This is a genomic window from Bartonella sp. W8151 (assembly GCF_016100385.1).
GTDB lineage: Bacteria > Pseudomonadota > Alphaproteobacteria > Rhizobiales > Rhizobiaceae > Bartonella > Bartonella apis.
In genome coordinates this window covers 265636-280369 of the sequence record NZ_JACFSO010000004.1, presented here as the reverse complement: position 1 = coordinate 280369, position 14734 = coordinate 265636, and the positions used below count along the sequence as shown (strand labels likewise).

The window sequence follows — 14734 nt, the reverse complement described above, 5'->3', positions numbered from 1 at the left end:
ATTTAACCGGCTCGCAGTAATTTTATTGCCCCGTCTTGACGGAAAAGATAAAGCAACAGTCGCAATGCCTGACCACGTTCCGAAACAAGTTGCGGGTCTTTTTCAAGAATGAAGCGCGCATCTTTTCTGGCAATTGTCAACAAATCGCTGTGCACCTCAAGATCCGCCATATGAAATTCGGGAACTCCGGATTGTCGGGTTCCTAACACTTCACCTTCGCCACGAAGTCGCAAATCTTCTTCGGCTATACGAAAACCGTCTTGCGTTTCACGCATGACATTCAGTCTTGACTCGGCAATTTTGCCAATCGGTGCCTTATAGAGTAAAATACACGATGATTGTTTGTCACCTCTTCCTACTCTTCCACGTAACTGGTGAAGCTGGGAAAGGCCGAAGCGTTCGGCATGCTCGATAATCATGATTGATGCGTCGGGGACATCCACACCTACTTCCACAACGGTAGTGGCAACAAGCAAACGCGTTTTGCCTTCCTTAAAATCCTGCATTGCCTTGTCTTTTTCGGTGGGAGCCATTTTGCCATGAACAATTCCGACAATGTTGCCAAACCGGTTATGAAGAAATTCAAATCGTTTTTCAACCGATGTGAGCTCCAGACTTTCGGACTCCTCGACCAAGGGGCATATCCAGTAAATCTTGTCACCACGATTAAGCGCGACACTTACCCGTTCGAGAAGCTCGCCCAATCGCTCTTCCGGTAAAATAGCTGTGATTACAGGTTTTCGACCCGATGGCTTTTCTTTCAGTTGTGAAACATCCATGTCGCCGAATGCGGTCATGACCAATGTTCGTGGAATCGGTGTCGCAGTCATCACAAGCATATCTGGGCGGATGCCCTTGGCTAAAAGATCAAGACGTTGATGGACACCAAAACGATGCTGTTCGTCAATAATTGCAAGCGAAAGGTTATGATAATCGACACTGTCCTGGATAAGTGCATGCGTTCCGATGATAATCGCAGTTTTACCGGTTTTGATGTCGTCAATAATTTTTTCGCGGCTTTTACCTTTTTCGCGGCCTGTCAGCAAAACCGTTTTCAGGCCAATTTTTTCAGCCAACGGTGCAATTGTTGCAAAATGCTGCTGTGCCAAAACTTCAGTCGGAGCCATGAGTGCGGATTGACCGCCATTTTCGGCAATCTGCGCCATTGCCATAAAAGCAACCACAGTTTTACCTGATCCCACATCTCCCTGCAGCAGCCTCAACATAGCCTCGTTGGAAGCAAGGTCTCGCGATATTTCGCCAATTGCCGCTTCTTGACCTTTTGTCAAGGTGAAGGGCAGGGCGTGCAGGAGTTTTTTTGTGTAGGTGCCTTTTGGAGGATTGGCTTTGCCAGCCAATTTCTTGGTTTTGTGCCGTACCAACCCAAGCGCTAATTGACCGGCCAGAAATTCATCATAGGCGAGGCGCTTTCTGGATAAACTATCGACACTGACATCGGCGGGATCCACCGGCAGGTGAATTCTACGTAAAGCGACGCCGAAGGAAGGAAAACCGGATTGTCTCATCATTGTGTGATCAATCCATTCCGGTAACACGGGGATCCGGTTAAGTGCTTCGCCTATCGCGCGTCCCAGCGTTTTTCCTGATAAGCCTGCCGTTAGCGGGTAAACAGGTTCAATAAGTGGTAGTTTTTCGCTGTGTCCAGCCGGAACAATATAATCCGGATGAACCATGGTAACATGACCGTTAAATCGTTCCACTTTCCCCGAAACGATAACTTTTTCGCCTTCAGGCAATTGGCCTTGCAACCAGTTTGCTTGGGCATGAAAGAACACCAAAATTATTTCGCCTGTCTTGTCATGACCAAATATGCGATAGGGAAGACGTTTATTGTTGTTTGGGGGCGCCTGATGATAGTCAACGACTATCTCGGCAGTCGTCACAGCACCATCTATTGCAAAAGCGACACCGGGGCGCTGCCTGCGATCGATAACAGAATACGGCATTAACTGGATAAGATCGATAAGTCTCGGTTCGCCTTGTGTCGGATCAATATCGAGAAGTTTGGATATCGTTAAACCGACCTTGGGCCCTATGCCGGAAAGGCTTCTTATCGTCGCAAAAAATGGGTCAAGTAATGTCGGTCGCATGACTATGAATTTAACGGCGAGAAACGATTTTTACCAGTATCAAAATCCGATTCGTCTGCTAAAACCTTTTGATATCAAAGCAGTCTCGACAATAGCTTTTAAATTTTTCAAAAGTTGAACAATCGAACAAATTTCATGCGTTTGAGATCATGATCATTGATATCCATGTGAAACAGCTTATGCCGGATTAACTGGTCGTTTGGTCATTTTTGCAATCAAAAATGTGCTGCAGCAGTTTAAACCATGAAACCGGTTTGGAGAGCTATTAGGCGAAGTTTTCAATCGGATCACTGCCGACCGAATTTTTGAGAATTATAAATTCTAATTGATGATTATGCAAAAACACTTTTATTTATTCTGATTGTTGACAAGATTTTTGGGGCCGATCGGAGCCGGTTTTTATCACTCCGGAAGTTTGAAACACTCGTTTACGGTTTTGCGCGCACTGGATATTTCAAGGCACAAAACGTTCAGCTGATCATTGCAATGAATGCAAACGAAAACCGCTTTAGCGGAACTTTTCGTTTGTCAGTTCAGGATTAGGCGAGACCGGGAAGATCGTATCTTTCGATGATTTCTAAATTTGATATGTGATTGAACCCAAATCATTACAATTAGGTCCTGATTAGGATATTTCCCTGCACTGAAATTGAGGAAGAAATGTCACTCATGAAAATAAATCATTAACCATGACGAGTACGGCGAAAATTATAACTTGAAAAAAGAACAAAACGAGAACATAAAGAATACATAACAAGAAAGGAAAAGCTGATGTCCGATATTTTATATGATGTGTTGTCATTTGTTTCTGTAAGTTTGTTCGTGACAACGATAGGAATCTGGTTAATAACGTTCTAAAATTAAGATGTGATTTTGCGAGTTGCGGCTTTCGTCGAAAGCTATGAAAGCCATCCGGTGCCGAGTGTATTGGTGATTTAGACGTGCAGGGATCATGATAACGTCTAGCAGAATCACTTATATTTTTGTCATAGCAATCGAGAACAATTATTGGGAAGACGGAACGTGTCTGACGGTAATACTGAAAAACAGAAAGAAGAAATTGAACGTCCACGGTTTATCCATTTGAGGATTCACTCGGCCTATTCATTGTTGGAAGGCGCAATAAAGGTCAAAGAAGTTATAAAATATGCCCTTCATGACCACGCTCCGGCTATCGCGATTACCGATACGAATAATCTTTTCGGTGCGCTCGAATTTACCCAATATTGTTTTGCCGACGGCATTCAACCGATTATCGGTTGCCAATTGGCTATCGACTTTGAAGATGTCGGTTACGACCCGCGTGTGACAAAATGGCGTAATCCTTCAGACTTCACGTCAATCGTTCTGCTCGCAGCCACAGAAACGGGTTACAAGAATCTGGTACATCTCGTAAGCCGTGCCTATCTTGATAAAAGCGAGACTGACCCCGCAAATGCGAGAATTGAATGGGTCGAGGAATTAAGTGACGGCATTATTGCCTTAACCGGTGGACCGAACGGTCCGATAAATAGTTCGATTGTTGATGATAAAAAAGATCGCGCCATAGAACGTTTGCAACGTCTGCAAAAAGCATTCGGTGATCGACTATATATGGAGCTACAGCGGCACGGCAATTACGATCGCGCAACAGAAGCGGAAATTGTCGAACTCGCCTATAAATATGGCATTCCCCTTGTTGCGACAAATGAAGCTTTCTTCAAAGATAAAAGCGGCTATGAAGCACATGATGCGTTGTTGGCGATTGCAGAAGGACAAATTGTATCCAATCCGGACAGGAGACGTGTCACGCCCGACCATTATCTGAAGTCTCAGGATGAAATGGTCAAACTGTTTTCCGATCTTCCGGAGGCAATCGACAATACCGTTGAAATTGCAATGCGGTGTCATGCTTATACGCCCACGAGAAAGCCGATTTTGCCACGTTTTACTGGTCAATCGGATGATCCTGCAGCAGCCGTCAAAGCAGAAGCTGACGAAATGATACGTCAGGCAAGAGAAGGGCTGAAAATGCGCCTTGAAACAGCCGGACCGTCGGAAGGCTATACGCCCAAAGATTATGAAGAACGGCTGGAATATGAAATATCCATTATTACCAAAATGCAGTTTCCTGGCTACTTCCTGATCGTTTCCGACTTCATCAAATGGGCAAAGGCGCATGATATTCCTGTAGGGCCGGGGCGTGGATCAGGTGCGGGTTCGCTTGTTGCTTATGCTTTGACAATTACCGATATAGACCCGTTGCGTTTTTCATTGCTGTTTGAACGTTTCCTCAATCCGGAACGCGTATCTATGCCGGACTTTGATGTGGATTTCTGTCAGGATCGACGCGAAGAAGTTATCCATTATGTGCAATCAAAATATGGCAGTGAACAAGTTGCACAAATTATTGCACTCGGTAAATTGCAGGCTCGAGCAGTTATTCGCGATGTCGGCCGTGTTCTCGAAATGCCTTATCGTCAGGTAGACTATCTTTCCAAATTGGTGCCGCAAACTCCCGGAAATAATGTGGAGCTTGCAAAAGCCATCAAGGATGAGCCGAAATTCGAGGAAGAAAAGAAAAAAGATCCATTGGTGGGGCACTTGCTTGATATCGCACTTCAGCTCGAGGGACTTTATCGTCATACTTCAACACACGCCGCCGGCATTGTTATAGGTGACCGGCCGTTGTGGCAATTGGTACCGATGTATCGTGATCCGCGCTCGAACATGCCGGTTACGCAATTCAATATGAAATTTGTTGAAAAGGCGGGGCTGGTCAAGTTCGACTTTCTGGGGTTAAAAACCCTCACAGTTTTGAAGACGGCTGTCGATTTTGTTGCCCGTAAGGGTATAAAGATCGATCTTTCTCACATTCCGCTTGATGACAAACCGACTTATGACATGCTGACGCGCGGTGAAACAGTTGCTGTGTTTCAGGTTGAAAGTACAGGTATGCGCAAAGCGCTTATCGGGATGAAGCCTGACCGTATCGAGGATATTACCGCCCTTGTTGCGCTTTATCGACCGGGGCCTATGGAGAATATTCCGACCTATATTGCGCGTAAGCACGGTGAAGAAGAGATTGCTTCCATTCACCCGAAAATAGATTATCTCGTGAAGGAAACCCAAGGTGTTATCATCTATCAGGAACAGGTGATGCAGATTGCTCAGGTACTTGCGGGATATTCATTGGGACAAGCTGATCTTTTGCGCCGCGCAATGGGTAAGAAAATTCACGAAGAAATGGAGCGTCAGCGTGTCCATTTCGTCGCCGGAGCCGTTGAACGAGGGGTTGATAAAAATCAGGCAAATTCAATTTTTGATTTGCTGGCAAAATTTGCCGATTACGGTTTTAATAAATCTCACGCGGCAGCCTATGCCTTTGTTTCTTATCAAACTGCCTATTTGAAAGCTCATTATCCGGTTGAATTTTTAGCGGCTTCCATGACTTACGAAATGGGCAACACCGAAAAGCTTAATGATTTTCGGCGTGAAGCACAAAGGCTCGGAATTGAGGTTGTCGCTCCTTCCGTCCAGACATCCTATCGTGCGTTCGAAGTCGGCGAAAATCGCATTTATTATTCGCTTTCTGCAATCAAGGGGGTTGGAGATCCGGCAGTCAATCATATTGTGGAAAGAAGGGGCAACAAACCTTTTAAAGATCTTGAAGATTTTTGCGAACGCACGGATCCTCGTATTGTCAATAAAAGGGTGATGGAAAGTCTTATCCATGCCGGTGCGTTTGACTGCTTCCATATTCCTCGTGAAGTACTGGTTGCAGGAATCGACGTTATCAATGCCCGTTCAATGCGCGTACTTGACGATAACCGGAGCGGTCAAACCGATATTTTCGGAATGAGCGACGGACCGAAAGAACCGCTTCTATTGCCGCAGGCGAAGCCGTGGTTACCGGCTGAAAAGCTTCATCACGAGTTTCAAGCTATCGGTTTCTATCTATCGGCTCATCCATTGGATGAATATGAGGATGTTTTGCAGAAACTGCGCGTTCAAAGCTGGATTGATTTTTCCAATGCTGTGCGGCGAGGGGCTAATGCCGGCCGTCTTGCTGGCACTGTCAGTGCAAAACAGGTAAGAAAGACAAAATCGGGAAAGAAAATGGGTATTATCCAGTTTTCTGACCCGACCGGACAATTCGAAGCAATTCTTTTTTCGGAAGGATTAAGCGCTTATGGAGACATGCTGGAACCTGGGCAATCTGTCGTGATCACAGTCAATGCCGAAAACCGTCCCGAAGGGATCAGTTTACGCATAGAAACCGTCCAGTCATTGGAACATGAAGCAGAACGTATCCATAAAACAATGCGTATATTCGTCCGTAATGCGGATATGATAGAAGAAATCGGCAGTAGCCTCGAACGTGGTGGTGACGGAGATGTAGGCTTTATTATTATCAAGGATAATGGGGCACGCGAGATAGAAGTTTCGCTCCCGCACAAATATCGCGTAACACCACAGGTGGCCGGTGCTATGAAAGCCATTCAAGGCGTCGTTGATGTCGAACTTGTCTAGTTTTATTTATTAGACAGGTTTAATAAAAACAGATAACGCGTTAAATTAAAATAAAAAAACACGGGATAAACGAGGGTGGGCGAATTTGTCGCCTGCCTCAGGTTGCGCTTCCATTATTTTTCGAGATTTCCTTCAGAGTTTTGTTGCGATTAAAGCCTGCTCCAAATCGACTTTCAGATCATCAAAATCTTCAATGCCGATTTGAAGCCTCAGAAGTGAACCCAAATATTGATGTTTGAAAACACGATCATCAAGGTGGACTTCGACAGCCAGACTTTCATATCCGCCCCATGAATATCCAAGTTTGAAAATTTTAAGCGCATTCAAAAAAGCGTGGGCTTCTTTTTCGCGTCCTCCTTTCAGCACAATAGAAAATAGTGACGAGGCACCCTTGAAATCGCGCTTCCATATTTCATGGCCTTTATGGCTTTCCAATGCAGGATGAAGCACTTCCGCAACTTGCGGCATGGTTTCCAACCATTGAGCCAAAGCAAAAGCAGTTTTGCTTTGATGGGCTAAACGAATGCCCATCGTGCGCATAGACCGTAACGTGTTATAGGCGTCATCACCCGAGACACTCATTCCCAAGAATTTATGTGCATCTTCGACAATTCTTTTCGTCCGGTCGTTCGCAGAAATGAAACCGATCAGAATATCGGAATGACCGGCCGGATATTTCGTTCCGGCAGTAATTGAAATGTCGACACCGTAATCGAGCGGCTTGAAATTGAGCGGGGTTGCCCACGTATTATCCATCAACACAACTGCACCATGTGCGTGTGCAACTGAGGAAATCGCCGGTATGTCCTGAATTTCAAACGTATTTGATCCGGGTGATTCGGTGAAAACCGCCTTGGTTTGAGGCTTTATCAAACGTTCGATTGCCGCACCGATTGTTGGATCGTAATATTCGACTTCGACGCCCATTTTTTTTAACATATTATCTGCAAAACGACGCGTCGGACCATAAACGGAATCAGTTATCAACACATGATCACCTTGCGACAAAACGCCCAAAAGCGGGACTGTGATGGCCGCAAGGCCGGATGGTACCAATACGGTTTTTTTAGCACCTTCCAGAGAATTTATCGCTTCGCACAAAGCATCGGTTGTCGGCGTACCATGGGTCCCGTATGTATAGCGCTGATTTTCGCTCTTCAGTGTTTCGGCATCAGGAAACAATACAGTCGAAGCATGAACAACAGGTGGATTAACAAAGCCGAAATAGTCGGCCGGATCATTTCCACAATGAGCAAGTTTTGTGTTTACACCAGACTTTTCAGAAAAATCATTTGACGTCATCGAGTGTACTTTCCAATTTTTTAAGCCACGTTATATTTTAGCATTGATAAAATATATCGGTGGTCAAGCAAAATCTGTTTGCTCTTCACGGTTATTATAGCACGCTATTTGCTTGACCTGATATGGATAATGCTTTTCGATAGCTGTCAGGACAAGTTTTTGCAAACGCAGGAGAGGACTTTATGTTTTTTAAAACTTATATCGCCGCGATTGGTGTTGCGCTTACAGCATTTGGTACTGTTACCGCATCGGCAGGAACATTGGATGACGTTAAGGCACGCGGATATCTGCAGTGCGGCGTAAGTACCGGACTGGCCGGCTTCAGCATTCCCGATGAAAAGGGTAATTGGACGGGGTTCGATGTCGACTATTGTCGTGCTGTTGCTGCCGCTATCTTCGGAAGTGGAGATAAGGTCAAGTTTGTTCCGTTAAGCTCCAAAGAGCGTTTCACAGCGCTGCAATCGGGTGAAATAGACGTTTTAATCCGCAATACCACCTGGACGATCAATCGGGAAACAGCATTGGGCTTGGATTTTGTCGGTGTCAATTATTACGACGGACAGGGCTTCATGATCAATAAAAAGAACCTTGAAGGAGTAACGTCGGCTCTTCAATTATCGGGGGCTTCGATTTGTGTCCAATCCGGTACTTCGACGGAACTCACGCTAGCCGATTATTTCCGCAACAATAAAATGGAATATACACCGGTTGTTTTTGACAAATTCACCGAAGTCAATCAGGCCTATGACGCGGGTCGTTGTGACGTCTATACAACTGACCAGTCTTCGCTTTACGGTTTGCGTTTGCAACTAAAGAATCCTGAAGACCACGTCGTTTTACCTCAAATCATTTCGAAAGAACCTTTTGGACCGGCTGTTAGACAGGGTGATCCACAATGGGCTGATGTCGTACGTTGGACACATAATGCACTCTTGAATGCCGAAGAATTCGGCATTACGCAAACCAATGTCGATGATATGCTAAAATCCGACAATCAGGATATCCGCCGTCTTCTTGGAGTAGAACAAGGAAATACTATTGGTAAAGACTTGGGGCTTGATAATGACTGGGTCGTAAAAATTATTAAAGCGACCGGCAATTATGGCGAAATTTTCGAGCGCAATATCGGTCAGAATACGCCGTTGAAAATTTCACGTGGCATCAATGCTCTTTGGACAAAAGGTGGCCTGCAATATGGCTTGCCAATTCGTTGATAACTGTTTGTTGCCGCATTTCTCCCGATGGTAGAACACAAGATTAGTTTCGCTGAACGTTCGTTAAAGGCAGAAATGGCTGCCTTTTTCAACGTCCGTTCGGTTTTATCGTTCGCGGTTCAATGTCTTGTTATTATAGCGCTTTTTCTTTTTGTTCGTTGGATTACCCATAATACGATAATCAACCTGCGTGCGTCCGGAATCGCTTCCGGTTTTGATTTTCTGGATAAACGTGCGGGATTTAACCAGCCTTCGAGTATTATTCAATATGATGACAATGACACAAACGGCGAGGTCATTCTGGCAAGCCTTGTCAATCTGGTTTTTATCTCTGTTATCAGCCTTATAACAGCTACCTTAATCGGGCTTTTTATCGGAATAGGGCGGTTGTCGAATAATTGGCTCATTGCCAAACTATCGCTTTGCTATGTCGAATTTTTCCGGAATATTCCTCCGCTTGTTCTTCTGTTTTTCTGGTCTATCGGCGTTATGCAAGTTTTGCCTCCAGCAAGACAAAGTCTCCATTGGGGGACGATCGCAATTAATATAAGAGGAATTTATCTTCCCCGTCCCGTCTGGGGTGAACATGTGAGATTATTCGTCGTATCCACGGTCATCTTGATAGCAATAGCCGGATTTTTATATCTCTATGCGCAAAGGATGATTAAAGAGACGGGTCGTACACGTGTCAAATGGTGGCATTGCGCCGTAATCGGTTTGTTGTGCCCGCTTGTTCTGTTTTTTATTTTTGCCTATCCCCATTCCTGGGAAATCCCCACTTTGAAAGGCTTCAACTTCAGCGGCGGATATTACATATCGCCTGAATTTTTGTCACTTTATCTTGCCTTGTCAATCTACACAGGTGCATTGATTGCCGAGACAATCCGCGCGGGAATTCAAGGTGTAGATAAAGGCATGTTTGAAGCAGGAGCCTCTTTGGGCTTTTCAAACAGTTTGATTATGCGCTTAATCGTTTTGCCATTGGCCTTACGCATTATTATTCCGCCACTAGCCAGTCAATATATGAATCTAGTAAAAAATACATCTCTAGGCGCGGCCGTCGGTTATTCGGAACTGATGATGGTTTCAAGCACCATTATGGAAAGAACCGGGCAATCCGTTGAACTTGCGGTTATCTGGATCGAAGTCTATCTCGGGTTAAGCATCGTCGTGTCGTTGTTCATGAACTGGTTCAACCGGCATATGGCCTTGGTGGAGCGCTAGAATGATTGAGCGTTATGTCCAGACCAAGTTTATTCCGCCATCGCCCCCGCCTGTGCTTGAGAGGGGGGTATGGCATTGGTTGCGTCAGAATCTCTTCTCCACCCCTTTAAATTGTGTGGTGAGTGTCACGCTCGTACTCGCAATTGTATACTTTGCTATCCCTCTCGTTAATTGGCTGATTATCAACGCCGTATGGAGCGGAAGCGACCGCAAGGCATGTACCACAAATACGCAAGGCGGATATATGCCGGACGGATGGAACGGTGCGTGTTGGGCGTTTGTCAAAGCGAATTTTTGGCAATTCATTTATGGTCGGTATCCTGACAGTGAACGTTGGCGCGTTAACGTGACGGCGCTAATTGTGATTATGATAAATCTGCCGCTCCTTATTCCGGCTTGCCCATTTAAAATTATCAATGCTCTGATATCTCTGTTTGTGGTTCCGGTTATCGGCTATTTTTTTCTTTTTGGCGGGCATTTTGGTTTGCCTCTCGTTGAAACCCAATTATGGGGCGGACTGCTTGTCACTTTGACAATCGCCTATTGTAGCATCACGATATCCCTTCCTCTGGGCAGTTTGCTTGCACTCGGGCGACGTTCCCGAATGCCGGTTGTTCACCTCATATCAATGATTTTTATCGAAACCGTTCGCGGCATACCGCTTGTTGCGGTGTTGTTCATCGCGAGTGTCATGCTTCCGCTATTTTTGCCTCAGGACATGACATTTGATAAATTTCTACGTGCGTTGATCGGTGTTGCCCTCTTTACGTCAGCTTATATTGCAGAAGTTGTACGTGGCGGTTTACAGGCAATACCCCGCGGCCAATACGAAGCCGCGGAAGCACTCGGCCTCGAATATTTAAAAACAATGTTGCTTGTCATTCTACCACAAGCCTATAGCCTTGTTATACCGGGCATTATCAATGTGCTTATCGGTATGTTTAAAGAAACCAGTCTTGTTTACATTATCGGCATGTTCGATCTTTTGGGAATTGTCCGGCAAGCAATCCAGCAAGCACAATGGAGCACACCGCAGACGCCCCTTACAGGCATGATCTTTATCGGCATTGTTTTCTGGGTATTTTGTTTTGGCATGTCGCGTTATGCGCATTTCATCGAGAGGCGCTTGAATTCACCAAAAACCAATGGTGCGGAAGGATGAATATTTGAAAAAGCATTCAAATAAGTTTGATGGCCAATTGGAAGTCTCAATGCACCATGTCAACAAATGGTATGGCGGATTGCACGTGTTGCGCAACATCGAACTCGAAGTAAAGCCTAAAGAAAAAATCATTATATCCGGCCCTTCCGGTTCGGGAAAATCCACATTGATACGATGCATCAATGGTTTGGAACGGGCAGAAGAAGGCGAAATAACAGTAACAGGCATTCCACTTCGACACGGAATGTGGAGCTTGAATAAAATTCGCCGGAACGTCGGCATGGTTTTTCAACACTTCAATCTGTTTCCGCATCTGACCGTGCTCGAAAACTGTGTGCTGGCACCTGTCTGGGTAAAACATATTGGCCGTCGGAAGGCAGAAGAACAGGCAATGCATTATCTGGAACGCGTGAAGATTCCCGATCAGGCCCATAAGTATCCGGGGCAGCTTTCAGGAGGCCAGCAACAACGTGTTGCAATTGCCCGTTCACTGTGTATGGAGCCGCGCGTCATGTTGTTTGACGAGCCAACATCAGCATTGGATCCAGAGATGATCAAAGAGGTGCTGGATACGATGATTGATCTTGCCGAGAATGGCATGACAATGCTCTGCGTTACCCACGAAATGGGCTTCGCGAGACAAGTTGCCGATAGGGTTATTTTTATGGACGAGGGGCAAATTCTAGAGGTAGCACCACCGGATGAATTTTTTGATCATCCGGTGCATGAAAGAGCAAAGGCATTTTTAAGCCAGATTTTATGATGTTACTTAAGGTTATGTACCGCACGCGCTGCGTCATACCCATAAAGCCAATCAAGGCTTGCCATAAAGCTTTCTGACGAACGCATCTTCATAACCAGATTTCGGGCAACAGCAACGGGACCGGTCGCGTGATAGACAAAACTGTTAAATACGCCTCTCTTGTTCACAGCAGCGACACGCGGCGCACGAATATTGCTATATCGGCTCATGGCTTCAGAAAGGTACATGTCCTTGTCTGCCAACAGTTCGGAGAGGGCGGCCGAATCCTCGATTGCCATCGCTGCTCCTTGTGCTGCAAAGGGTAGAAATCCATGCGAAGCGTCGCCCACAAAAACACGTAAACCATTATCTGAAAAACGCTGTGGAAGCATTTGAAATAACGGCCAAAATGTCCATGTGTCGATGAGATTAAAAATGTTTCTTATAGCGGGATGCCAATCTTTAAAATGTTTTAAAAGATCTGCTTTATCCCCCTCGCGCGACCAGATTTCGCCCGGATTGCTTCCGTGCGTAATAGCAACGAAGTTGAAAGATTTGCCTGCTTTCAGTGGATAGGCAACGAGATGATTGTTTGGTCCCATCCATGCAACAACAGTTTTTATATCGGTAAAAGTCCGAATAAATTCCGTCGGAAGTGCATCAACATCGATTGTGGCACGCCAAGCAATATACCCACTGAAACTCGCGTGATCGTCAAGCGGCGGAAATTGTCTCAATTTCGACCAAACACCATCACATCCGATGATGAGCGGTGTGACAAAGCCATGTTCCGAGCCCTGATGGTCGGTATGAACTTCAGCCAGTTCCGGTGTTTCTTTCGAAACAGCAATTACTTTTTCATCAAATCGTATATTGATAAGAGAGTTTTGTTTTGCTTTTTCATAAAGCACATTTTGAAGATCGGCACGGTGGATCGTGATATATGGGGCATGCCAGCGGCGTTCTGATACATCCTGAAGATCAACCTGCATACGCGTTTTGGCAGAAAGTCCATCTCTCAATTCGAGAAACCGTGTCTTTACTCCGACTTCTATAAGGCGATCAAGAACACCCCATTTTTTTAACAATCGGGTAGCATTCGGCGCCAATTGAATACCGGCGCCTACTTCTTCGAGATGATCCCGACTTTCCAGAACAAGATTACTTATACCCTTTTCGGATAATGCTAACGCCGAGCTTAATCCGGCGATTCCAGCCCCCACTATGATTGGTTTTTCGTGTTTTTGCCAATCCACAGCTATTCCTCGTATTTCAATGTTGATTAACTAGCGATCTTGATCGCGCTTTGCTCAGGGTCAAAACTGCAATTGGCCGGATTTGTTTCCATCTCCGAAAGTGACGGGTTATACCGATACAACGTTGAACAATAAGAGCAAATCTTCTCGTTATCTGCACCCATATCAATAAATATATGAGGATGGTCAAAAGGCGGATTGGCTCCAACGCACATGAATTTCTTCACGCCGATTTCAATCATTTTATATCCGCCGTCATTTTGAAAATGAGGAATGTGATGATCAGCCATGTCAAAACTCCGTGTCAAAATAAGTTGTCGAAGCGCAATATTGCACTACCATTGATAACGTTCTTTTCTATAGCCTAATTGATGCCTGATAGCCAACATTTTGTGTCAAATGTCTGCGCGTTTCGATCACTTTAACATAATCTGATCTACTAAAAGTTGTACAATTATGTCTTTCATCTGTTTTTGATGCTTTCCATCTCATATCGCTGCATCGCATTCGCGCTATTAATCTACGTATTATTAAAAGATATTGTCGATCTTCCTACCCAACTATTTATCGAGAGCAATTTCGTTTGCATTAGTGAAAATGTATTGGGGGAGCGGGAAACTTGGTAAGCAGAAAATAATAAGCAATACAGATAGCTACAAATCTTCACTACGAGCGAGAAAATCAGGCCCGACGGCACGCAACGCTTATCGATAAATTGTTATTTGATCTATTATTGTCGGAACCATAAGAACTGCAAGTGGTTCGAGACAAAGATAACGTCAACGTTCTTCTTGCTCGTTCGAGAATCTTGGAATTTTTCGAGTTTTGTAGCCCGTATCATTTAATGCGACATTTGTGTCAGTCCGGATTTCGAACAAAAATTGCACTTATGGCAATCATGAAAAAGTAAAGCACTTATAATAGCGGAGATGAATAACCAAAATTGCGATTGGAATTAGAAATTAATAAATATTAATATAATAATTTTAATTATAGTTAAATTGATTTTTTAAAAAATATCCCATAAAATGTATTTTTATATTTATGAAAAATATTTCGTGTTTTATTTCTATAATAATTACCAATTAAAAACGTTTAAAATGATTTTTTATGAAAAACCTATTTTACTTACCGTCTTGATAATATTTTTTGAATATAGTCAGACGTCGTAAACCTTAGGCTTTAATGTAAGAAACTTGGACATATCAGCA

9 protein-coding genes are annotated in these 14734 nt (G+C 44.5%); 5 read left to right on the top strand and 4 right to left on the bottom strand.

Annotation, left to right across the window (positions count from 1 at the left end; genetic code table 11):
* Window positions 1–2: 2 nt before the first annotated feature.
* Window positions 3–2111, bottom strand: a complete 2109-nt coding sequence (gene recG / locus H3V14_RS09145) for an ATP-dependent DNA helicase RecG (RefSeq protein WP_198228129.1) — start codon at window positions 2109–2111, stop codon at window positions 3–5.
* A 1023-nt stretch (window positions 2112–3134) separates the two neighbouring features.
* Here recG and dnaE point away from each other — a divergent pair.
* Window positions 3135–6623, top strand: a complete 3489-nt coding sequence (gene dnaE, locus H3V14_RS09140) for a DNA polymerase III subunit alpha (RefSeq protein ID WP_198228127.1) — start codon at window positions 3135–3137, stop codon at window positions 6621–6623.
* Window positions 6624–6755: 132 nt separating this feature from the next.
* Here dnaE and metC read toward each other — a convergent pair whose 3' ends face one another.
* On the bottom strand, window positions 6756–7925 hold the full coding sequence (gene metC, locus H3V14_RS09135; RefSeq protein ID WP_198228125.1) for a cystathionine beta-lyase: 1170 nt from the start codon (window positions 7923–7925) through the stop codon (window positions 6756–6758).
* 182 nt (window positions 7926–8107) lie between these two features.
* On the opposite strand from metC, the gene H3V14_RS09130 reads away from it, so the two are divergent.
* The 4 genes from H3V14_RS09130 to H3V14_RS09115 are packed head-to-tail and all read left to right on the top strand — an operon-like array spanning window position 8108 to window position 12288.
* Window positions 8108–9139 (top strand): amino acid ABC transporter substrate-binding protein, encoded by a 1032-nt coding sequence (locus H3V14_RS09130; protein ID WP_075870647.1) that lies wholly within the window; start codon window positions 8108–8110, stop codon window positions 9137–9139.
* A 27-nt stretch (window positions 9140–9166) separates the two neighbouring features.
* On the top strand, window positions 9167–10363 hold the full coding sequence (locus H3V14_RS09125) for an amino acid ABC transporter permease (protein ID WP_246785129.1): 1197 nt from the start codon (window positions 9167–9169) through the stop codon (window positions 10361–10363).
* A gap of 1 nt (window position 10364) precedes the next feature.
* Window positions 10365–11525 (top strand): amino acid ABC transporter permease, encoded by a 1161-nt coding sequence (locus tag H3V14_RS09120; RefSeq protein ID WP_198228123.1) that lies wholly within the window; start codon window positions 10365–10367, stop codon window positions 11523–11525.
* Complete coding sequence (locus tag H3V14_RS09115; RefSeq protein ID WP_198228121.1) at window positions 11509–12288, top strand: amino acid ABC transporter ATP-binding protein; 780 nt, start codon at window positions 11509–11511, stop codon at window positions 12286–12288. The genes H3V14_RS09120 and H3V14_RS09115 overlap by 17 nt, the downstream gene beginning before the upstream one ends.
* Before the next feature lie 2 nt (window positions 12289–12290).
* Here H3V14_RS09115 and H3V14_RS09110 read toward each other — a convergent pair whose 3' ends face one another.
* Together H3V14_RS09110 and H3V14_RS09105 are read right to left on the bottom strand one after the other, a co-directional pair.
* Complete coding sequence (locus H3V14_RS09110) at window positions 12291–13523, bottom strand: FAD-binding protein (protein ID WP_198228119.1); 1233 nt, start codon at window positions 13521–13523, stop codon at window positions 12291–12293.
* 26 nt (window positions 13524–13549) lie between these two features.
* Window positions 13550–13813 (bottom strand): zinc-finger domain-containing protein, encoded by a 264-nt coding sequence (locus tag H3V14_RS09105; protein ID WP_075870652.1) that lies wholly within the window; start codon window positions 13811–13813, stop codon window positions 13550–13552.
* Between the last annotated feature and the right edge of the window lie 921 nt (window positions 13814–14734).

Bases quoted from the DNA above. Each gene is read 5' to 3' on its own strand.
- recG (WP_198228129.1), bottom strand. From the start codon at position 2,111: ATGCGACCGACATTACTTGACCCATTTTTTGCGACGATAAGAAGCCTT.
- metC (WP_198228125.1), bottom strand. From the start codon at position 7,925: ATGACGTCAAATGATTTTTCTGAAAAGTCTGGTGTAAACACAAAACTT.
- H3V14_RS09130 (WP_075870647.1), top strand. From the start codon at position 8,108: ATGTTTTTTAAAACTTATATCGCCGCGATTGGTGTTGCGCTTACAGCA.
- H3V14_RS09125 (WP_246785129.1), top strand. From the start codon at position 9,167: ATGGTAGAACACAAGATTAGTTTCGCTGAACGTTCGTTAAAGGCAGAA.
- H3V14_RS09120 (WP_198228123.1), top strand. From the start codon at position 10,365: ATGATTGAGCGTTATGTCCAGACCAAGTTTATTCCGCCATCGCCCCCG.
- H3V14_RS09115 (WP_198228121.1), top strand. From the start codon at position 11,509: ATGGTGCGGAAGGATGAATATTTGAAAAAGCATTCAAATAAGTTTGAT.
- H3V14_RS09105 (WP_075870652.1), bottom strand. From the start codon at position 13,813: ATGGCTGATCATCACATTCCTCATTTTCAAAATGACGGCGGATATAAA.